Below are 19,299 nucleotides of genomic sequence, written 5' to 3'. Positions count from 1 at the left end.
ATGATGAAAAAAGTAATCACCCTAAGCATCGCGCTATTGCTGGCATTTTCAGTTATAGCCCAAAACACCCAGAAACCCCCTCTCCATGGTAAACATTGGATGGCCATTACCGGAAAACCGCTAGGGGCTACAGCAGGTGCCATGATCTTTTCCCAAGGAGGAAATGCAGTAGATGCCTCCTGTGCCATGCTGGCTGCGGTCTGTACGATGTGGGATGTATTGAGTTGGGGAGGAGAAACCCAAGCTATGATCTACAATCCCAATACCAAAGAGGTTATAGCTATCAACGCTATGGGAATAGCACCAACTGGCGCTACGCAGGATTTTTTTAGAGAAAAAGACATGAAATATCCTCCCGAGTTTGGTCCTCTTGCTGCAACCACACCTGGTACTCCGGGTGGTCTGATGACCATGTTGGCCGAATATGGGACCATGAGTCTGAAAGAAGTTCTCAAACCAGCTATGGAAATGGCCAAAGGGTATCCAATAGAAGCCCAGACAGCCAATATGATTGAAAACAGAAAGGACCTCATCAAAGAATGGCCTTACAGCAAGAAAGTGTTTCTCCCTCATCTTGGAGAAGAAAGAGAGGCTCCCAAAGCCGGGGAAATCTTTGTGCAAGAAGATCTTTACAATACTTTGGAAAAACTTGTAATAGAGGAAGAAAAGGCACTGTCTGAAGGAAAGTCCAGAAAAGAAGCCATTTATGCGGCATATGAGCGTTTTTATAAAGGAGACATTGCTGAGGAAATAGTACGGGGTACCAGGGAACAAGGAGGCCTTTTCACCAAAGAAGACCTTGCCAACTGGAAAGTAAAAATCGAAAAACCATTGAGTGTCAATTATAAGGGTATTGAGGTATATAAACTTCAGGAATGGACGCAGGGTCCTGCTTTACTGCAATCTTTGAATATTCTTGAAAATTTTGACCTGAAGTCAATGGGGTATAATTCTTCAAGATACATCCATACTTTGTATCAAACGATGAGTTTGGCATTTACTGATAGGGACTTTTACTATGGAGATCCTGCCTTTGAGCCAAAGAGCCCTATGAAAGGATTGCTTTCAAAAGAGTATGCAAAAGAACGTGCAAAGCTCATTAAAGACAGCAATGATCCTGAAATCGGACCTGGTGACCCCTACCCTTTTCAGGGTGAAACAAATCCTTTTATGGAATTGCTCAAGAAGAGAAAAGACGCCTTGGCTTACAACCAGCCAGAATTGCCTATTCAAGGGCCAGAGGATCCATTTTTGCTGAGCTTTCAATCAGGTACCACCTCTATTCAGGCAGCAGACAAAGATGGCTGGGTGGTATCTATCACCCCATCCGGAGGCTGGGTTCCTGCGGTAATAGCAGGCAATACAGGCATAGGTCTGAGTCAAAGGATGCAAAGTTTTGTATTGGATGAGAAGCTGAATCCTTTTAACCTTGTAGAGCCTGGTAAAAGGCCTAGAGTGACCCTGACGCCTAGTATGGCACTGAAAGATGGAAAACCGTTTTTATCCTTTGCGGTGCAAGGTGGAGATACTCAAGATCAGGATCTTTTACAGATGTTTTTGAATATTGTGGAATTTGACATGACGGTACAGGAAGCTGCTGAGGCAGCCAATATCCACAACTATCACATGCAGTCATCTTTTGGCGCACATGAGTCAAAGCCAGGCTCAATTACCTTGAATCAAGAGATTCCTACTTGGATCAGAAGAGAACTCGCCAAAAAAGGGTACAAGATGAATTTTCTGGAGAGAACCTCAGGACCACTCAACGCCATTTGGTTTGATTGGGATCATGACAGTTTCTGGGGAGGCTCCAGCAATCATGGAGAGGATTATGGCATAGCTTGGTAAAAATTAAGGCCCGGAAATTTCCGGGCCTCTTTTTTTTATTATTTATCAATCTCAGAATAAGTCAGCGAATAGAGTTTTCTAATGTAGCAAGGTAAACCCATTTTTGGTCCCTTGATTTCAGGCCTTTCTCAATGGCCATTTGCTGTTCTTTGGTTGATTCCATGTCTTCATATTCCTGTGCATTGAAAAACTGCACGTAGTCTTTGTAAATATTCATGGTCAAATGCGTGCTTTTGGCTTCACTGCCAAAAGGCAGTGCCGTCCTGAGCAAACTCCAAGAACCCATTAGGCCTTTTTCAATCCTGTTTTGATGAATGGGCTGAAAGACTTCTCTTTCCGCTTTTTCATATTCTTCAAACTTTCCTTCCACTGCTTTCATCAGGTCAAAAGAGGCTAAAGTGCCTTTTTTAAACTGGAATGAATCGCTTGTAGTAGCAATTTCTTTCATGTAAACCCTTTGGGCCAAATCTCTGCTGTTCAAGGCATCGCTGAATTTTTTCCTGGCCTGACCATCATTCAGATGTGGATGTATCATGGCATACTTGACCAAGTCTTCTTCTTCAAGGCCATTCATCATGCTGACAGGGTCTTTATAGTAAGTGATGGTAATGTATTGAAATTCGCCTGATTCAGCACCGGATTGCAATGACCACAGGTCCCAACCGGTTATTCTTTTATCATTGATGGCAGCCTGATAGACTTTTTCCATAAATTCCTTAAACTCCATAAAATCATATGCCTGATTGGATTCTACCTTGATAAACTCAAAGACCATAAACCGTTGCTGTTGGGCTTGAACTGCCAATAGCAACCCAAAGAAGAGGACGCATGTGATGACTATCTTTTTCATATCAGTTATTTTTGGTTTTTATTGTTTACGAATCAATTTTCTGACTCCATAAAATTTAGGAATTAAATTTTGTTTTTAATAATTAAAGCAGGTGTTTTTTTTATATTATTTCCATTTTGGCAATTATTACCCTTTAAAGGCTATTTTCAACAAAATCCTTTCGGCCATCATAAAGGATTAGGATTAAAATCATATAGTTGCTAGATTTTGAAAAAATTACTCTGATTATGAATGTGTCCAGAAGAAATTGGCTTAAAAGTGCCTCTTTATTAGGCGGAGTAGCCATGCTCACAGGAGGTACAGGTATTTCAAAACTTTCTGCTGAGGAGGTCAAAAAGTTTAATCCCAGACCTTTTGCTACACCCATTAGGTTGGGATCAAACGAAAATCCATACGGCCCCTCTTCCTCTATGAGAGAGGCCATGACCGCTGCTTTTGACAATGGCTGCCGTTACCCTTGGTCATACAATTCAGCCCTTCAGGAAATGATAGCCCAAAAAGAGGGAGTACCTTCTGATCACGTCGTATTGGTCGCAGGGTCTACAGAAGGGCTAAAGATTACCGGGATTACCTTCGCGGGACGTGGGGAAGAGATCATTTCGGGATTGCCGACATTTCTTTCTTTGATGGATTATGCCACTGTTTGGGGTGCAGATATCAATTGGGTACCACTCAATCAGGATATGGACTACGATCTGGATGAAATAGAAAAGAGAATATCTCCCAAAACAAAGCTGGTATTTCTTTGCAATCCAAACAATCCCACCGGCAAGCTACTGGATAAAAATAAAGTCATGGACTTCTGCCAAAGTGCTTGCAAAAAAACCGTAATTTTCAGTGATGAAGCCTATTATGATTACATAGAAGACCCTGATTATCCTTCCATGATAGAATTGGTCAAAAAGGGAGAAAACGTCATCGTGTCCAAAACCCTTTCCAAGGTCTATGGACTTGCAGGTATTCGCATGGGCTATCTCGTTGCAAAACCTGAACTGGCAAAAAAACTCAGGGAAAGAGTTGTGGCCAATACCAATATAATGGCCATAGAGGCAGGTAAAGCGGCTTTGAAAGATGAAGAATTTTATAAGTTTTCATTGGCCAAAAACCTGGAATGCAGAAAAATGATTGAGGCCACTTTGGATGATTTAGGTTTTGAATACATTCCTTCCCAGGCCAATTTTGTTTTTTTTAATGCCAAGGAAGATGTGTCGGAACTTGCCCAAAAAATGCTGGCAAAAGGTGTAATTATCGGAAGACCTTTTCCACCAATGAATGAATGGTGTAGAGTAAGCACAGGAACTGTGGAAGAAGTGGCTTTCTTCAACCAAGCCTTCAGAGAATTAATGGCATAAGTAATTATGGTAGATTTTGATTTGAAATTGGAAAATGAAGAAATACTTCTTAGACCTCTTCGAGAAGAAGACTTAGAAAAGTATTTTCAACTGACTTCAGAGCCGGATATGTGGCGTTTTTTTACTCATGACCTATCTACCATAGAAGGTTTAAGGGTATGGGCCAAACCAGCCTTTGAAAAAGAAAGGCTTCAATTCACAGTAATAGAAAAAAAGACCCAAAATATTTTAGGTTCTACTGCTTTTGGGAATATCTCATCAAGAGACCAAAGACTTGAGATAGGTTGGACCTGGCTGGGCAAAGCTTATCAGGGAAATGGCATAAATGGAAAAGTGAAATCGCTACTGCTTAACTATTGCTTCGAAACTTTGGATTTGGAAAGAGTAGAATTTAAAACAGATGTCTTGAACCTTCAGGCAAGACGGGCACTTTCAAATATCAATGCAATAGAAGAAGGAGTACTGAGAAGTCATACTTTAATGACCAATGGAAGAAGAAGAGACACCATTTATTTCAGTATCCTAAAACAAGAGTGGCCTTACGTAAAGAGAGAGAATGATTGGTGAAAAAGAAGATTGGCTTAGGTGTATTGAAATGCTTTTTCTGCCCCAGGAAAAAATAAAAAATCTGCTGTATTGTTTTTTGATACTCAACATCATAGCCTGTACTCCTCAAATAGATGATTTACCACCATTTCAGTTGGCCAATGACCTCACAGTAGATGGACAAAGATTGGTTTTCCAATCGGCAAGGTTCAGTCTGACTGGCGCTATTGAGGTAAATGAGGAAAATTCTCATGTATTCGGTGTACTTGAGCTTTCCACTGATGAAGATTTTTCTTCTCCACCTAATAGTGGTGGCAGTATAATTCGTTATCCGCTTTATTCTGTAAACAATGAAATTTCTTTACCTGCTTTTCCCATGGAAAGTGGAAGATATACTGTCATTAATGAAACTGATTTTGAAGTAAACAATTCCGTTCTGCAAGGAGAAAACTTTGTATTTCCAGCTGAAGTATTCCTTTCTTCCAATATTGATGGCACTTGGGCAATTTCTTTTTCCGGTGAAAGTGGCACCGTACAGGTTCAATTTGATATTCAGGCTGGCTTGGTTCAGGTGAGCAATTCTTGGCGTTCAGCAGAAGGACAACATGTAAATGGTACCGTTGCCCTCCCCCTAAACTATGGGACTTTCAGGCCTTAATCAGATTTTTGGCAACTTCCACCCATTGTGGTAATCGGCTTTGATGAGTTTATTGGCTTCGCTGTCAGTAAACTTACCTTTATCTTCTTCCCAGTATATTTTTTTTCCAGTCTTGTAAGCTATATTTCCCATTTGGGCATTGATAGCAGCAATACTTCCTGTTCCAATTTCACAGGTTAACTTAGAAGCATCATTGGACATAATGGCATCAACAAATCCTTTCGCATGCAATTCGAGGGCATTTCCTTCCGGCCTCGTATGGGGCACCTCTTCAACTTTGTTTCTTCTTTCTCCTTCCACATTTTCTGTTTCAGGGATTACCTTCCACCCTCCCCTGTTGACCACCAAAGTGGCATTGTTTCCGATAAATGCAATCCCTTCCGAAGCCCCATAATTTCCACCATCAATTCCAGTAGCATGTTCCCATAACATATTAAAGCCATCGTATTCATATACAGTTTGAAGGGTATCCGGAGTTTCTGATGCATCATCAGGATAGGCAAATTTACCACCTGAAGCCATTACCGATTTAGGAGCTTTGACACCCATGGCATGCAAGGCAATATCTATCTCATGCACTCCCCAGTCTGTCATCAGTCCACCTGCATAATCCCAAAACCACCTGAAGTTAAAATGAAAACGGTTGTTATTGAAGGGTCTTTTCGGTGCAGGCCCCAACCACATATCATAATCCACGCCTTGAGGAGGAGTACCGTCCGGCACTACAGGGACGGGTTTCATCCATCCTTGATAAGCCCAGGTTTTCACAAGCCGGATCTGACCGAGCTTTCCTGATTTTACGTATGCTATGGCTTGGTCATATTGAGATCCACTTCTTTGCCATTGGCCTACTTGCACCATTTTTCCATACTTCCTTTGGGCCGCAACCATGATGTTGCATTCTTCTATGGTATTGGCAATGGGTTTTTCTACATATGCATGTTTTCCAGCCGACAGGCTATCGACCAGATTGAGGCAGTGCCAATGATCCGGGGTTCCAATGATTACTGCATCGATGTCTTTATTTTCAAGCATCTTCCGGTAGTCATTATATACCTCAGGCTTGTTCCCTCTGAGATTTTCTACATCTGCGGATCTTTGATCCAATACTCCCTCATCAATATCTGCAAGCGCTATACAATTGACATTAGGAATCTTTAGGTGTGCGGCCATATCCGACCAACCCATGCCTTTACATCCTATAACAGCAAAGTTGATTTTATCAGATGGAGCTATTTTGTCTGCAAGTTTCTTTAAGGTTTCTGCCTCAACAAAAGAGGGAATACTAAGGCCTGCTCCGGCCAATAAACTGGTCTGTAAAAATTTTCTTCTGGAATTCATAATGGTTTAATTAGGTTATTGATAATTGTAAGGCTCAAAATAGAGGTTTTAAAGGAAAGTAAAAAGGTCAGAAATTAAATTAATTGCCTCTTTTAACTTATACTAATTCCAAATTTCTCGGTTCTGGTAGATTTTGGAAAACAAAATATCTAACTTAGGTATGTTTAATTAAAACCAATTATATGAAACCAAAAGAGATAGTTACCCTTCAGCGCTCATTGCTGCACGATACAGAAAAACTACTTAATCAACAGATAGAAATGGAAGGGAAGTCATCGGCATATTACCTTTCTATGGCTTCATGGTGTCAGATGATGGGCTATGAAAATGCCTCAAAGTACCTTTACACTCATGCTGACGAAGAGAGGATGCACATGATGAAGCTTTTTATTTACGTAAATGAAGCCGGAGGGCATGCCATACAACCTGAAATTACAGGTATCCCACACAATTTCAATTCCTTAAGAGAGGTATTTGAACTGATACTTGAACATGAAATCAAGGTTACTAAATCCATCAATTCCATAGTAGACCATGCCTTTGGTGTTAAGGACTTTGCCACGTTTAGCTTTATGCAATGGTACGTGACCGAACAAAGAGAAGAAGAAACACTCGCGCGCAGGGCTTTGGAACTCTTTGAAATCATAGGGGAAGAAGGTGTAGGCTTGTGGACTATAGATCAGGAATTGGGTAAACTTCATGCCAAAACGGCTGAAGGTAGTGCATGAACACAAGGCATAAGCTACCAGAAAAAATTACGATAAGCGACTATCGTAATTTTTTTATATTTATAGTTCCACATATAAAACAAACCTAATGGTCAACAACATTCTTAAAGTCGAGCAGATTGGAAAAGTTATTCTTAGAATGGGTATAGTAATTTACATTTGGTCTATTGCCATTCTGTCTTTTCAGTGGGACAAAGACAAATTATGGATGGCTGCGGTGTTGGTAGTGTTAGTATTGATACCTGTTTTATTGTTGCTTCATTTCAAAAGCCCTAAAATTGGGGTTGTCGGAGGAATCAGTGCCGGTATTTTCTTTCTTGTTTCAGCCTTCATCATTTTTACTACTGATATGCAGGTTGAAGCCCCTTGGAAATTTGTTTACCTTCACATAGTCAAAGACATTCTGCTTTTTGTGGCTTCAATTGTTTTGACAGGAGAATCACTTAAGGAATTGGTCAGGGATAAAATCACACAGCCTTTTCCAAAAGCCTGATTTTTTGTAAGCTTATCAAAAAATCAACAATGATCAGTAGCATAGGAGAAAAAGAGAGAAACCAATTTTTTAATAAATTAAGAAAAAAAGTCCTTTCGAGAATGGAAGCTATGGGCACAATTTAGGTTTTTGGGGAATAGGTGTTAAGTTTATACCTCAAAATAATGATAAAATGCGTCTCATCCATCTATTCACCCTAATAGGAATATTGGCATTGTCCTGCTCCCCAAATCGGGAATCTCAGAACACACATTCAACCCAAGATAGGGACTCTTCAAAATTGTTCGAACGCAATAATGGTATGGTTTTGATTCCAGCAGGAACCTTCTTTATGGGAACTGACGACATGGAATCTTACCCGGTAGAAAGACCGGCTGTAAAAAGAGAAGTGAGATCATTTTGGATGGATGAAACTGAAGTCACCAATGCCCAGTTTTCAAAATTTGTAGAAGAAACAGGTTATGTTACAGTAGCCGAAAGAGTTCCGGACTGGGAGGAAATGAAAAAGCAATTGCCGCCCGATACCCCAAAGCCATCAGACGAGGATATGCAACCAGGATCCATGGTCTTTAGCCCTCCCAGCAAAGCGGTCCCCCTTCATGACATCAGCCAATGGTGGAAATGGATAATTGGTGCCAACTGGAAACACCCAGAAGGCCCGGGGTCGGGAATAGAGGGCAAGGAAAATCATCCTGTAGTGCATATTGCCTATGAAGATGCTGAAGCTTATGCCGATTGGGCAGGCAAAAGACTTCCCACAGAGACAGAATGGGAATATGCTGCAAAGGCAGGAAGAGAGCGACAAAGGTATTCCTGGGGCAATGAATTCAGGCCTTCTGACAATTTTATGGCAAATACTTTTCAGGGAGATTTTCCGCATGAAAATTTAGCAGAAGATGGTTTTGAAGGTACTGCTCCTGTCAAAAGTTTCGAACCCAATGACTTCGGATTGTACGACATGATCGGTAATGTTTGGGAAATGACCTCTGATTGGTATGATGCCATCAAAATGCAGAGGATAGCGGGCAATGCACCGGCATTGGACTCCGCAATATCCAAATGCTACAATCCCCACAATCCCTATGCTTTGGAAAAAGTCATCAAAGGGGGATCATTTTTGTGTGCCGATGATTACTGTATCAACTATCGCCCCTCAGCAAGGCAGGGACAGGATTTTGAAAGTGGTACAAGTAATATTGGCTTTAGATGTGTGAGAGATTTGGAATAATTTTTTCTTTAAAACTAAAATAATGGCAAGACATTCGCATACATTTGAGCCATTAATCGTATATGGGATTTATATGAAAAAATTTTTATTCAGCTTTTTCGTTTGCATTTTATTTTACCTGCCTGTTTCTGGTCAGGAATATGCTTCCCGCTGGTTGTTCACTTCTGAGTTTTCGCCCTCATTTCCAAGCCCTAAAGACAGGATAATGGAAAATGCAGATCGCTATTCCAGTTTGGAATGGAGAAATAGAATAGGTGTCAGGACTTTTGGAAATATGTTTGTAGGTGTCCAAGGATCCATTAGAAGGTATAGTGAGTCCACTGTATTGGAAAATTCCAGCTCCCATTTCAGTGAACGAATAGAGTCAAGACTTGGAAATACCATGATCGGCTTTGGTCCATTTGTAAATTATTATTTGGAGTTGAGTCCAACTTTTTACTTGATTGCCTCTGGCTTTATAGGATTGGAAAAGGGGGTTGGAACCTTGGAATTCAATATGCTGGACTTCAATTGTCCAACTTGCGAAACGGAAGGAACTATTCCCGCAAATTACCCTCAGAGTTTAGGGTTTTCTTCCTTTAAAGATGTTTACCTTACTTACAGTGGAGATTTTGGAATGGGCTACCTGATCAATGATGCTGTTGGCGTACAGCTAATGGTCAATCTACTCAGGTATGAAAGATCCAGTTTTCAGACAAGAGAATATATGGGCGAACCGTTCAATAATCCTGGGTTCAACATGTTTTTCAGCGATAGTAAAAGAGGTTGGACTTCCATAAGTGATAGAATGATTTTCCATTTAGGGATCTTTATAGCCCTTAATTTGGAATAGTATGTCTTGATTGTCTGTATTCTTATCAGTCAGCTTTTGTGACTTTTATTTCCTTTTGTGGATTATTATTTACTTCCTTATTTTGAAAATTGTAAGCCCATACTTTTATTCATGATTATCCGCTTTCTTACCAGTAGAACCTAAATATTGAAATAAACCTATGATTTCAAGCCAATCCCCATAAACCGGGACAAGTTATCCATGAATAACTTGTCCGCCGAGGCGGATCCAATATCTATCAGTATCGGATTGATCTGGGTCCTTATTTAAATTGGTTAGTTGTATAATTGCGGGTATACATACTTTTATTAATTACAATCACTTAATTGTATTTCTTTTTATGAAGTTTGGATCTGGGTGTCCTAGTGTCAAAATCAGGTAAAAGCCTGCCTAAATTAGCACTCAGGCAGGCTTCCTATAAGTTATAATTATTTATTTTTCCAGTGATACCGGGATAGGTTCAACCTTCCATATTTCCTGACAATAATCCCTTATACTTCTGTCACTTGAAAACTTGCCCATTCTGGCAACATTAATAATGGACATTTCAGCCCATTTTTCCTTGTCTCTGAAAGTTTCAGCCACTTTATCCTGTGCATCAATATAGGATTGATAATCTGCCAACACCAAATACTGATCATCATATAGTAATGACCTCACCAGAGCCTTAAATGTATCCTTATTCAAATGCGAGAAATATCCATCATTGATCTGGTCTATGGCCAACTTCAAATCTGGGTTGTTTTGATAATGACTGTATGGATCATATCCGTTTGCTTTGACCTCTTCTACTTGATCTGCATCAAGACCAAAAAGGAAGAAATTCTCTGCTCCAACACATTCTCTGATTTCCACATTGGCACCATCCAAAGTTCCAATAGTTAGGGCTCCATTGAGTGAAAGCTTCATGTTCCCAGTCCCTGACGCTTCCTTGCCCGCGGTAGATATCTGCTCGCTCAGGTCAGCTGCTGGATAAATCTTCTGTGCATTGGTCACATTGTAATTCGGATAAAAGACCACTTTTAGTCTATCCTTGACATCCGGATCATTGTTGACCACCTCTCCTATTGAGGTAATGAGCTTAATGATCAACTTGGCCATTCTATATCCCGGAGCTGCCTTACCCGCAAAAATTACAGTTCGGGGTACCATGTCAATTTCCGGGTTGTGCTTGATTCTGTTGTATAAGGTGATCACATGCAGGGCATTCAGCATCTGCCTCTTGTATTCATGCATTCTTTTGACATGGACATCAAATATGGAATTGGAATCAGTCTTAATTTTGACTCTTTGAAGTATTCTTTTGCTCAGTGCTACTTTTTGATTGTATTTTACCTCCATCCAGGCTTTTTGAAAGTTCTTATCTTTAGCAAATTGCTCCAATCCTCTAAGTTCGTCCAGATTTTTGATCCAACCATCCCCAATCTTGTCGCTGATAAGTTGGGTGAGCTCTGGATTGCTGAGTACCATCCATCTTCTTGGAGTCACGCCATTGGTTTTGTTGCTGAATTTTTCCGGTGACAGCTCGTACCAATCTTTCAAGACCGTCTTCTTGAGCAAATCTGTATGAAGCGCTGCCACACCATTTATAGCATAGCTTCCCAAAGATGCCAAGTTTGCCATTTTAATAAACTTTCTAGGACCTTCTCCGATCAAGGAAAGACTTGAAATTTTCTGGTGATCTCCATAAAATTTAACCGTAACCTGATCCAAAAACCGTCTGTTGATCTCATAGACCAATTCGAGATGTCTTGGCAAGACTTTACCGAACAATTCCAGATCCCACTTTTCCAAAGCTTCAGGAAGAAGGGTGTGGTTGGTATAGGCAAATGTTTTGGTAGTGATGTCCCAAGCTTCATCCCATTCCAGGCCATATTTATCCAGTAGCAAGCGCATCAATTCAGCTACCCCAACTGCTGGATGGGTATCATTGAGTTGGACCACAAATTTTTTGTGAAAGTCCTGAATTTTATCTCCTTGCCTTAAATGGATTCCAAGCATGTCCTGAAGAGAGCAGGAAACAAAAAAGTACTGTTGTCTCAACCTAAGGATTTTTCCTTCCTCCTGTTCGTCATTGGGATAAAGTACCTTGGAAATGTTTTCACAAACAATCTTTTGTCTTACCGCATCATTGTAGCCACCTGCATTGAACAACTGAAAATCAAAGGATTTTGGTGCTTCAGATTTCCAGAGCCTCAAAGTATTCGTGGTGTTGACTTTATATCCCAAAATGGGCGTATCGTAGGCTACCCCTTTGACTACCAGATCCGGTATCCAGTTGCTACAAAACTTCCCATTGTTGTCTGTATAGTGCTGCACATGACCTCCGAATTTGACTTCGTAATTCAGTTCCCTCCTTTCTATTTCCCATGGATTACCTCTTCTGAGCCAGTTGTCGGTATCTTCCACCTGCCATCCATCACGGATATCCTGTTCAAAGATCCCAAACTGGTAACGGATCCCATAACCTATTGCAGGTACTTCCAAGGTCGCTAATGAATCCATGTAGCAGGCAGCCAGCCTACCTAATCCTCCATTTCCTAATCCCGGTTCTATTTCCTTTTCTATCAGCCACTCAAGGTCTTTTCCCAGTTCTTTGACCGCTTGTTCAGTTTCTTTATAAATTCCCAAATTGATCAGGTTGTTGGCCAAATGTGGTCCAAGAAGGTATTCGGCTGATAAGTAAGATACTACCCTATGCTTGCCATCCAGGTATTGTTTTACAGAGGCCACCCACCTGTTCAGAATTCTATCCCTTACAGCATAGGAAACTGCCATGTAATAGTCATTTCTGGTAGCTATCTCGGGAAATTTACCCTGAACATAAAAAAGGTTATTTTGAATGGCTCTTTTTAGGGCTTCTACACTCAGTCCCGTCCTAGCATCTTCAATTAATATATTTTGTATCTCTTGTTTGTCCAGCCCCTTTTCTTTGAGCTTGGATTTCACTTCAGATATCGGATTGTTTTTCTTCATCGTCTTTGATTTTGAATAATTCAGGTGGGAAAGTTAACCAAATACATAGCTTTTAAAAAATCAGGAAAACATAGCCTAACATTTTTTCTTGCTTTTAGCATTATATTATTTTGAAAATGAAAGTTGCCACTTGTGCATTTTAGCTTGAAAATGTATATTGTTCGATATTTCCATATATAATTTCAAAAATATGAAAAGACTTAGCTCTCATCTACTTGCTTTCTTTGTGGGTATATTCGTTTTTTCCTGCCAACCTTCTACTAAAGAAACTGATACAGAACAGGATGAAATCATAGTTGAAGAAGAATATTTTGCGCCTGACGAACACAACGCCAGAATTTCGTTGGATTATGAAGGAATTTATGAAGGTGTGCTTCCCTGTGCAGACTGTGAAGGAATTGAGACTACTGTTGAAATTGGTCCTTCCTACTCTTTTGTCAAAAAGACGGTTTACCTAGGTAAAGACAATGACACCAAAAACGAGTATTCTGGTACTTACAAATGGAATGATGCCGGAAATACGATTATTTTGGAAGGCGTAGATGCTCCAAATCAATACTTTGTCGGTGAAAATGTACTTTTTCACCTTGATATGGAAGGTAATAGGATTACCGGCGACTTGGCAGACAATTATGCTCTTAGGAAGAAAATGGATTAAGGATCACCGTTGAAGAATAGTCTTTTTACCTAAATGTGATCGCCAGGAAATTCCCTCAGGAAATGTCTTCTGAAGTCCTTTAAATTGTAATTTAAAGTCACCCATAAGAAAGGCCCATGTAAAATCCGGACAATTTCCGGATTAGGTGTGGCCATCCTAAAATGATATCCTGGTGAAAAGGTCAATGTACTTTTCTGGAAATTGAAAAGAAAGAACACCCTGTGTTCGAAAGGATTGTCCACCGTAGATGGGCCCACAGTAAATAGTGACTCGTTAAAAAGTGTAGTAGAAAAATTGAAATTCTGACTCAGGGCATTCCCCCAGTTGTATCTTAAGCTCCCATTAAATCTAAGCCTGTGGTTTAGGTTGAAACCTTCTATGATTTCGGTATTGCTAAACCTTGCCCTGTAACGCATATCGTGTCTGTATCTTAGATTCAAAGAAAGTTTACCTGTGCTCGGCATCCGGTAGACTACCTGTCCCCAAGGTCGATTTTCAGGCCTGATCAAGGCTCCTTCAGAGAAAGGAGTCGTCAGACCCAGTCTTGCGTATCCAGCTGTAATAGACCATTTTTGGTCTTGCGGATGAAAAGTAATACCACTCCTAAGGATCAAAAAAAGATCAGGAACATGATGGGTGTCTAACCAAATTGACCAATTTGGTGCAAATTGACCTGATGTCATGAGTCCCCACCACATCTCGGTATCTGTAATCAATTCCCTCTGTGCCTTACTCTTAAAAGATATGAGGAGCAAAAAACAGATAATAAGCTTTTTTATTTTCATAAGGCTTTAAGAAAAGAAGACAAATGCAAGACAAAATTAAGGATTGATACGTATAGGCCATAAATTCAACTGACAATTATGGACATCAGAAGAAAACTATATTTTTTGGCTACCTGTATGCAATGGCTCACGGTTTCTGCCTTATTGTTTTTTGCCTGCCAGGATGATACCTCTTCGGAGAATTATCAAATTCAAGAAATTAGTATAAATGAAGCTGCTTTTAATGCAGAATTTGAGGGAGTTATACATATTTTAGGATTAACAGTTATAAACAGAAAATTGAGAATGAAAGTAGGGTACAGCGGATGTGAACCTATTAATGATTTCACGCTTCTGGTAAGTCAAACGGGAATTTATACCTTACCGCCTACCGTGAGATCTAAATTGGTTTACCAACCTATAACAGTTTGTTTGGCGTATTTTACCTCGAATATTGAAATCGACCTGCAGGTCATAGGCGAAGAATTCCAATTCCCAATTATGCTCCTTATAGAGGGTTGGGAAAGACCCATAAGAATTGATTAAGATCAAAGCCCCAAAACCTTGGGCAGCCATAATGTCAATCCAGGCCAAAGTGTAACCACCACCAACCCAATGATCATGGCTATAAAGAATGGCAAAAGTGGTTTAACTGCTTTTTGAATATTAAGACCTGCCACCTGCACACCAAGAAACAATACTGACCCCACTGGTGGTGTACATAATCCTATACAAAGGTTGAGAATCATAATAATCCCAAAATGTACAGGATCAACCCCTAACTCAGTTACAACAGGCAAAAAGATGGGCGTGAATATCAAAACAGCTGGAGTCATGTCCATGAATATCCCCACAAAAAGAAGCAATAAATTAATAATGATCAAAATCACTACAATATTGTCACTTAAGGATAGTAGTGTCTCGGAAATCCCCTGTGGAATGTCCTCAGCTGACATTACCCAGGACATACTCATTGAGGTGGCTATCAACAGCATAACAATGGCCGTAGTTTCGCTTGATTTTAATAATATAGCTGGCATTTCTTTCCAATTGAGTTCTTTGTAAAAAAATGACAAAGCCAAAGTGTATATTACCGCTATGGCAGAAGCTTCAGTTGCAGTAAACAGACCGCCAACAATACCTCCTATGACGATCACCAAAAGCATCAAAGCGGGAAAAGCCCTACCTGATTTCAGAATTAACTCTTTACTACTGGTGCGTTCACCGGCAGGGAGTTTATGTTTTTTTATAAATATGGCTGCTGTAAGCATCAAAACCAGACCTATAAAGAGACCAGGAAGATATCCTGCCACAAACAGTGCTGCAATAGATACTCCACCGGAAGCAAGGGAATAAACGATCAGGATATTGGAAGGGGGAATAATCAATCCAGTTGTGGAAGAAGTGATATTTACCGCAGCTCCCAGCCCCTTTGGGTAACCCTCTTCGTCCATTCTTTTGCCCAGAATACTCCCGATAGCAGATACTGCAGCAGCTGCAGAACCTGCAATGGCCCCAAAGAGCATTGCTGCAATGACATTAACATACAGCAAGCCTCCTGGCAGTCGCCCTGTGATAGCCTTTGCCAATTCGATCAACCGGTTGGCAATACCTCCCCTGTTCATTATTTCACCTGCAAGGATAAAAAAGGGAATCGCCAAAAGGGCAAAACTATCAAGCCCTGTACCCATGCGTTGCGCAATGGTAGTAGCTGCAGGCACAGCAGCAACAGAAACCAATAGGGTAAAAAAACTTGAAATCCCTAAACTCCATGCCACAGGAACTCCTATAGCCATCAAAGTCACGAATGTCAATACCAAAATCAAAATGCCGGTGATATCCATAATTTAGTTCTTTTGGGTCTTGAGAGTAATGAAAATCTGATAAAAATTGTAGTACATGACCAAAATGCCGCTTACAGGAATGATGATATAAATGTATGCTAAGGGAACTTGTAATGTTGCTGACTTCTGTTCAAGTATATAAGTAATATACACTAGATTGCTACCTCCCAAAACCATAGCAATAAAAGCGAATGCCATAACTATCAAGTTAATAAAAACGATAAGCCTGACCTTGGATTTTCCCTCCAGCTTTTGGGGCAGGATATCTATAGCCAAATGCTGATCCTTGCCTGCTACATATGCGGCTCCAAGCATTCCTAACCATATCAGCATGTATCTAGAAAGCTCATCCGTAAAGGAGGATGGGGTTTGTACTACATACCTGGACAAAACCTGCCAAGTAACATTCAGTACCATGGCTCCCATTAAGAGTATCAAAGCCATGCTGACAGATTTGTCAATGATAAATTTGCTTTTTGCTAAGGTCATTACTTGGGTTTTACTGTATTGCTCTAATTTTCTCCACTATAGAATATAGTTCCGGCTGATTGTTTTTTAACATTTCGTACATAGGTTCCACAGCCTTTCTGAAGGGTTCCAACTCCGGATAGGTAATCTCCACTCCGGCCTTTTCCATTTCCGCTAAGGAATTTTCCACTGACCTAGCCCATAATTCATATTGATAGGTAGCGGATTCATCAGCTGCTTCCTGAAGCCATGTTTTTTCCTGATCGCCCAACAGATTCCATACTTTAGTGCTTATGATTACCATGTCAGGTACTGCACTATGTTCATTGATGCTGTAATATTTACAGACTTCATAGTGCTTGGAGGTAAAAAGGCTCGGTGGATTATTTTCTGCCCCATCTACAATACCTTGCTGAAGCGCTGTATACAATTCACCATACGACACCGGGGTGGGTGATCCTCCAAAAGCTTTTACCATATTAATGGCCGTATTGCTTTCCATTACCCGCATTTTAAGTCCTTTCAATTCTTCGGGACTTTCTATAGGTTTATTTTTGGTGTAAAAACTTCTTTTTCCTGCATCATAGTAGCATAACCCTCTAAGCCAGTAATTTTCACCTTCCAACAAAAGTTGCTGGCCTATTTCTCCTTTGAGTACAGCGTCGCGGTGCTCATCATCACTGAACAAATAAGGTAGAGAAAGAACCTGAATCTTAGGTGCAAAATTTTCCATGGCGGCTGTAGACACTTTAGTCATACCCAAACTGCCTATTTGAAGCAGTTCTACCAATTCCCTTTCTGTGCCAAGTTGTTGATTGGGGTATATCCGAATTTCCATTTCTCCTCCGGATTTTTCATGCACCAGTTTAGCCATATATTCCATGGCTTCGTGTACCGGATGCGTCACTCCCAGTCCATGCCCCAATTTGATCACCCTCACACCCCCGGGACCTTTGCAGGTCTGAAAAAGAAATGGCACTATTAGCGCAGCTAAAAAGATTATTTTTGTATGAGAAAACTGCTTTACAACTCTTCTCATGCCCCTTTTCTAATATTTTGAATAATGTTCAATGAGTTTGTTATCCTTGTCTTCAATCCATCAAAATTGCCGGATTCCAATTCCTTTGTATCAAATAATTGTGAGCCCATACCTACACAAAATACGCCTGCATCAAACCAGCTCCTAAGGTTCTCCTCTGTTGGGCTCACCCCACCTGTTGCCATCAATTTGACTTCGGGAAGTACGGAAAGTACTGCTTTTACAAATCCGGGCCCTAGTACATTGCCAGGAAAAACTTTCACCAGAGAAGACCCTGACCTTACTGCTTGGTACACTTCAGTCACCGTAGCACAGCCAGGAATGTAAGTAACCCCTTTTTGAAAACAATACTGGGCCACATCCTGAATCATGGCCGGAGAAATGATAAAGTCAGCTCCAGCGAGTAGATATTTTTCTGCTTCCTTTACGGTAAATATGGTTCCGATACCAAATATCAGGTCATCGTATTTTTCCGCATATACTTTTAAGGATTTGAAGATTTCAAAGGAGTTGGGTAATCTATTGGTATACTCAAACACCCGGATACCTGCTTCATAGGCTGCATCAATGGTTTTTTTGGCTACTTCAAGGTCTTTGTGTGTAAAAAGTGGCACCAAGCCTGCTTGACCAACTTGGTCAAGAATGTGTTGTTCAGTCATTTTGGTTGTGTTTAATAGGTTATCTGAGCAATTTGCCCACATTTTTTTCATGAACCAAGTCCAGGATCTCATTCTCTGAAACAAGGTTGGCATCTCCTGGAATTCCATGCTTTAGTACAGAAGCTGCTGTAGCGAATTCCAAAGCTTTTTCTTCATCGAAATGAAGTAATCCATAAATAAGACCTGCCATAAAGGCATCTCCACCCCCTATTCTATCGACGATATGCGTGATTTCATAAGTTTTGGATTGAAGGATTTCATTTCCATTCCACAATACGCCTTTTAATTTGTTGTGGGAAGCAGATATGGACTCTCTTTTGGTTTTGGTGATCCATTTGATTTTCGGAAAATCTTTTTTAGCCTGAAAGCAAGCATCTGCCCAATCTGAGACTTGAATATCCATACAGTTTTCAAAGTCTGATTTATCTGCTACAATCAGATCACAGTATCGGATCAACTCGGGCATGATATCCAATGGTCCTTTGCCATATTGCCAAAGGTTGCGTCTGTAATTGATGTCTCCGCTGATTTTAATACCTTTTTCCTGAGCTTTTTTGAGTGCCTTCAACAAAAGATCAGCTGCATGTTGGGAAATTGCCGGAGTGATGCCTGTCCAATGAAACCAATCCACATTTTCAAATACTTTTTCCCAATCAATGTCATCTCCTTTAAAATGTGCAAAAGCAGAATCAAATCTGTCATAAATGATTTTTGAAGCCCTTTGCATGGTGCCATTTTCCAAAAAATAGAGCCCCATTCTTCCACTTGTTTTGTATATATGTGTAGTGGAGATATTCATTTTCCTAAGGTATGAAATTGCTTTTTCACCAAGGTCATTGTCAGGAAAAGCTGTAACATGTGCTGCCTGCATTCCCAACTGGGCAAGAGAAATGGCTACATTGGCTTCCGCGCCACCGAAATTTACCATGTAACTGTCCGCTTGAAAGATCCTCTCATGTCCTGGAGTGGTGAGCCTCATCATTATTTCTCCTATGGTGGTAATTTTTTTGCTCAT

19 protein-coding genes are annotated in these 19,299 nt (G+C 40.4%); 10 read left to right on the top strand and 9 right to left on the bottom strand.

Going from position 1 to position 19,299, the window contains the following annotated elements; genetic code table 11:
* The first annotated feature begins 3 nt into the window (after positions 1–3).
* Positions 4–1,848 (top strand): gamma-glutamyltransferase family protein, encoded by a 1,845-nt coding sequence (locus tag EGN73_RS09270; protein ID WP_219288658.1) that lies wholly within the window; start codon positions 4–6, stop codon positions 1,846–1,848.
* Between the two features lie 61 nt (positions 1,849–1,909).
* On the opposite strand, the gene EGN73_RS09265 is transcribed toward EGN73_RS09270, so the two are convergent.
* A complete protein-coding gene (locus EGN73_RS09265) occupies positions 1,910–2,698 on the bottom strand; it encodes a hypothetical protein (RefSeq protein WP_219288656.1) in 789 nt (262 codons plus the stop codon).
* A gap of 227 nt (positions 2,699–2,925) precedes the next feature.
* Here EGN73_RS09265 and EGN73_RS09260 point away from each other — a divergent pair, with 227 nt between their 5' ends.
* The 3 genes from EGN73_RS09260 to EGN73_RS09250 are packed head-to-tail and all read left to right on the top strand — an operon-like array spanning position 2,926 to position 5,254.
* Positions 2,926–4,050, top strand: coding sequence for a pyridoxal phosphate-dependent aminotransferase (locus EGN73_RS09260; protein ID WP_219288653.1), 1,125 nt, complete (start codon positions 2,926–2,928; stop codon positions 4,048–4,050).
* Between the two features lie 6 nt (positions 4,051–4,056).
* A complete protein-coding gene (locus tag EGN73_RS09255) occupies positions 4,057–4,617 on the top strand; it encodes a GNAT family N-acetyltransferase (RefSeq protein WP_219288651.1) in 561 nt (186 codons plus the stop codon).
* Complete coding sequence (locus tag EGN73_RS09250) at positions 4,607–5,254, top strand: hypothetical protein (RefSeq protein ID WP_219288649.1); 648 nt, start codon at positions 4,607–4,609, stop codon at positions 5,252–5,254. Before EGN73_RS09255 ends, EGN73_RS09250 begins: the two co-directional genes overlap by 11 nt.
* Here the strand turns inward: EGN73_RS09250 and EGN73_RS09245 are convergent, their stop codons facing one another.
* Positions 5,255–6,595 carry a Gfo/Idh/MocA family protein gene (locus EGN73_RS09245; protein WP_219288648.1) on the bottom strand — a complete coding sequence of 447 codons (1,341 nt, stop codon included), beginning with the start codon at positions 6,593–6,595 and terminating at the stop codon, positions 5,255–5,257.
* A gap of 182 nt (positions 6,596–6,777) precedes the next feature.
* Here EGN73_RS09245 and EGN73_RS09240 point away from each other — a divergent pair, with 182 nt between their 5' ends.
* From EGN73_RS09240 to EGN73_RS09225, 4 genes are all read left to right on the top strand, one after another.
* On the top strand, positions 6,778–7,323 hold the full coding sequence (locus tag EGN73_RS09240) for a ferritin (RefSeq protein WP_219288646.1): 546 nt from the start codon (positions 6,778–6,780) through the stop codon (positions 7,321–7,323).
* Positions 7,324–7,411: 88 nt separating this feature from the next.
* A complete protein-coding gene (locus tag EGN73_RS09235) occupies positions 7,412–7,816 on the top strand; it encodes a DUF417 family protein (protein WP_219288644.1) in 405 nt (134 codons plus the stop codon).
* A gap of 172 nt (positions 7,817–7,988) precedes the next feature.
* Positions 7,989–9,044, top strand: a complete 1,056-nt coding sequence (locus tag EGN73_RS09230) for a formylglycine-generating enzyme family protein (RefSeq protein WP_219288642.1) — start codon at positions 7,989–7,991, stop codon at positions 9,042–9,044.
* A gap of 73 nt (positions 9,045–9,117) precedes the next feature.
* On the top strand, positions 9,118–9,876 hold the full coding sequence (locus tag EGN73_RS09225; protein ID WP_219288641.1) for a hypothetical protein: 759 nt from the start codon (positions 9,118–9,120) through the stop codon (positions 9,874–9,876).
* A gap of 432 nt (positions 9,877–10,308) precedes the next feature.
* Here EGN73_RS09225 and EGN73_RS09220 read toward each other — a convergent pair whose 3' ends face one another.
* The gene (locus EGN73_RS09220) at positions 10,309–12,852 is read right to left on the bottom strand and encodes a glycogen/starch/alpha-glucan phosphorylase (protein WP_219288638.1); all 2,544 of its coding nucleotides are present in this window, start codon (positions 12,850–12,852) and stop codon (positions 10,309–10,311) included.
* A gap of 190 nt (positions 12,853–13,042) precedes the next feature.
* Between EGN73_RS09220 and EGN73_RS09215 the strand changes: the two genes are divergently transcribed.
* Positions 13,043–13,510 carry a copper resistance protein NlpE gene (locus EGN73_RS09215; RefSeq protein ID WP_219288635.1) on the top strand — a complete coding sequence of 156 codons (468 nt, stop codon included), beginning with the start codon at positions 13,043–13,045 and terminating at the stop codon, positions 13,508–13,510.
* Between the two features lie 29 nt (positions 13,511–13,539).
* Here the strand turns inward: EGN73_RS09215 and EGN73_RS09210 are convergent, their stop codons facing one another.
* A complete protein-coding gene (locus EGN73_RS09210) occupies positions 13,540–14,295 on the bottom strand; it encodes a DUF2490 domain-containing protein (protein WP_219288632.1) in 756 nt (251 codons plus the stop codon).
* Between the two features lie 78 nt (positions 14,296–14,373).
* Here EGN73_RS09210 and EGN73_RS09205 point away from each other — a divergent pair, with 78 nt between their 5' ends.
* Complete coding sequence (locus EGN73_RS09205) at positions 14,374–14,820, top strand: hypothetical protein (RefSeq protein WP_219288630.1); 447 nt, start codon at positions 14,374–14,376, stop codon at positions 14,818–14,820.
* 2 nt (positions 14,821–14,822) lie between these two features.
* On the opposite strand, the gene EGN73_RS09200 is transcribed toward EGN73_RS09205, so the two are convergent.
* From EGN73_RS09200 to EGN73_RS09180, 5 genes are read right to left on the bottom strand one after another with little or no spacing between them, the layout of a single operon-like run.
* Entirely contained in the window at positions 14,823–16,118 is a 1,296-nt protein-coding gene (locus tag EGN73_RS09200) for a TRAP transporter large permease (RefSeq protein WP_219288627.1), read from the bottom strand.
* Between the two features lie 3 nt (positions 16,119–16,121).
* Positions 16,122–16,607, bottom strand: a complete 486-nt coding sequence (locus EGN73_RS09195) for a TRAP transporter small permease (protein ID WP_219288624.1) — start codon at positions 16,605–16,607, stop codon at positions 16,122–16,124.
* Between the two features lie 10 nt (positions 16,608–16,617).
* Complete coding sequence (locus EGN73_RS09190; protein WP_219288622.1) at positions 16,618–17,625, bottom strand: TRAP transporter substrate-binding protein; 1,008 nt, start codon at positions 17,623–17,625, stop codon at positions 16,618–16,620.
* Complete coding sequence (locus EGN73_RS09185; RefSeq protein WP_219288620.1) at positions 17,622–18,284, bottom strand: beta/alpha barrel domain-containing protein; 663 nt, start codon at positions 18,282–18,284, stop codon at positions 17,622–17,624. Before EGN73_RS09185 ends, EGN73_RS09190 begins: the two co-directional genes overlap by 4 nt.
* Positions 18,285–18,303: 19 nt before the next feature.
* On the bottom strand, positions 18,304–19,299 hold the full coding sequence (locus tag EGN73_RS09180) for a sugar kinase (protein WP_219288617.1): 996 nt from the start codon (positions 19,297–19,299) through the stop codon (positions 18,304–18,306).

Source organism: Arthrospiribacter ruber (assembly GCF_019343195.1).
Taxonomy (GTDB): Bacteria; Bacteroidota; Bacteroidia; order Cytophagales; family Cyclobacteriaceae; genus Arthrospiribacter; species Arthrospiribacter ruber.
Note: the sequence above shows the minus strand (reverse complement) of the source record. Positions and strands in the feature narration are given on the sequence as shown.

Coding starts and splice junctions, on each gene's coding strand:
- EGN73_RS09270 (WP_219288658.1), top strand. CDS start 4: ATGAAAAAAGTAATCACCCTAAGCATCGCGCTATTGCTGGCATTTTCA.
- EGN73_RS09235 (WP_219288644.1), top strand. CDS start 7,412: ATGGTCAACAACATTCTTAAAGTCGAGCAGATTGGAAAAGTTATTCTT.
- EGN73_RS09190 (WP_219288622.1), bottom strand. CDS start 17,625: ATGAGAAGAGTTGTAAAGCAGTTTTCTCATACAAAAATAATCTTTTTA.
- EGN73_RS09200 (WP_219288627.1), bottom strand. CDS start 16,118: ATGGATATCACCGGCATTTTGATTTTGGTATTGACATTCGTGACTTTG.
- EGN73_RS09210 (WP_219288632.1), bottom strand. CDS start 14,295: ATGAAAATAAAAAAGCTTATTATCTGTTTTTTGCTCCTCATATCTTTT.
- EGN73_RS09225 (WP_219288641.1), top strand. CDS start 9,118: ATGAAAAAATTTTTATTCAGCTTTTTCGTTTGCATTTTATTTTACCTG.
- EGN73_RS09185 (WP_219288620.1), bottom strand. CDS start 18,284: ATGACTGAACAACACATTCTTGACCAAGTTGGTCAAGCAGGCTTGGTG.
- EGN73_RS09245 (WP_219288648.1), bottom strand. CDS start 6,595: ATGAATTCCAGAAGAAAATTTTTACAGACCAGTTTATTGGCCGGAGCA.
- EGN73_RS09220 (WP_219288638.1), bottom strand. CDS start 12,852: ATGAAGAAAAACAATCCGATATCTGAAGTGAAATCCAAGCTCAAAGAA.
- EGN73_RS09250 (WP_219288649.1), top strand. CDS start 4,607: ATGATTGGTGAAAAAGAAGATTGGCTTAGGTGTATTGAAATGCTTTTT.
- EGN73_RS09255 (WP_219288651.1), top strand. CDS start 4,057: ATGGTAGATTTTGATTTGAAATTGGAAAATGAAGAAATACTTCTTAGA.
- EGN73_RS09195 (WP_219288624.1), bottom strand. CDS start 16,607: ATGACCTTAGCAAAAAGCAAATTTATCATTGACAAATCTGTCAGCATG.
- EGN73_RS09230 (WP_219288642.1), top strand. CDS start 7,989: ATGCGTCTCATCCATCTATTCACCCTAATAGGAATATTGGCATTGTCC.
- EGN73_RS09205 (WP_219288630.1), top strand. CDS start 14,374: ATGGACATCAGAAGAAAACTATATTTTTTGGCTACCTGTATGCAATGG.
- EGN73_RS09240 (WP_219288646.1), top strand. CDS start 6,778: ATGAAACCAAAAGAGATAGTTACCCTTCAGCGCTCATTGCTGCACGAT.
- EGN73_RS09265 (WP_219288656.1), bottom strand. CDS start 2,698: ATGAAAAAGATAGTCATCACATGCGTCCTCTTCTTTGGGTTGCTATTG.
- EGN73_RS09260 (WP_219288653.1), top strand. CDS start 2,926: ATGAATGTGTCCAGAAGAAATTGGCTTAAAAGTGCCTCTTTATTAGGC.
- EGN73_RS09180 (WP_219288617.1), bottom strand. CDS start 19,299: ATGAGCAAAAAAATTACCACCATAGGAGAAATAATGATGAGGCTCACC.
- EGN73_RS09215 (WP_219288635.1), top strand. CDS start 13,043: ATGAAAAGACTTAGCTCTCATCTACTTGCTTTCTTTGTGGGTATATTC.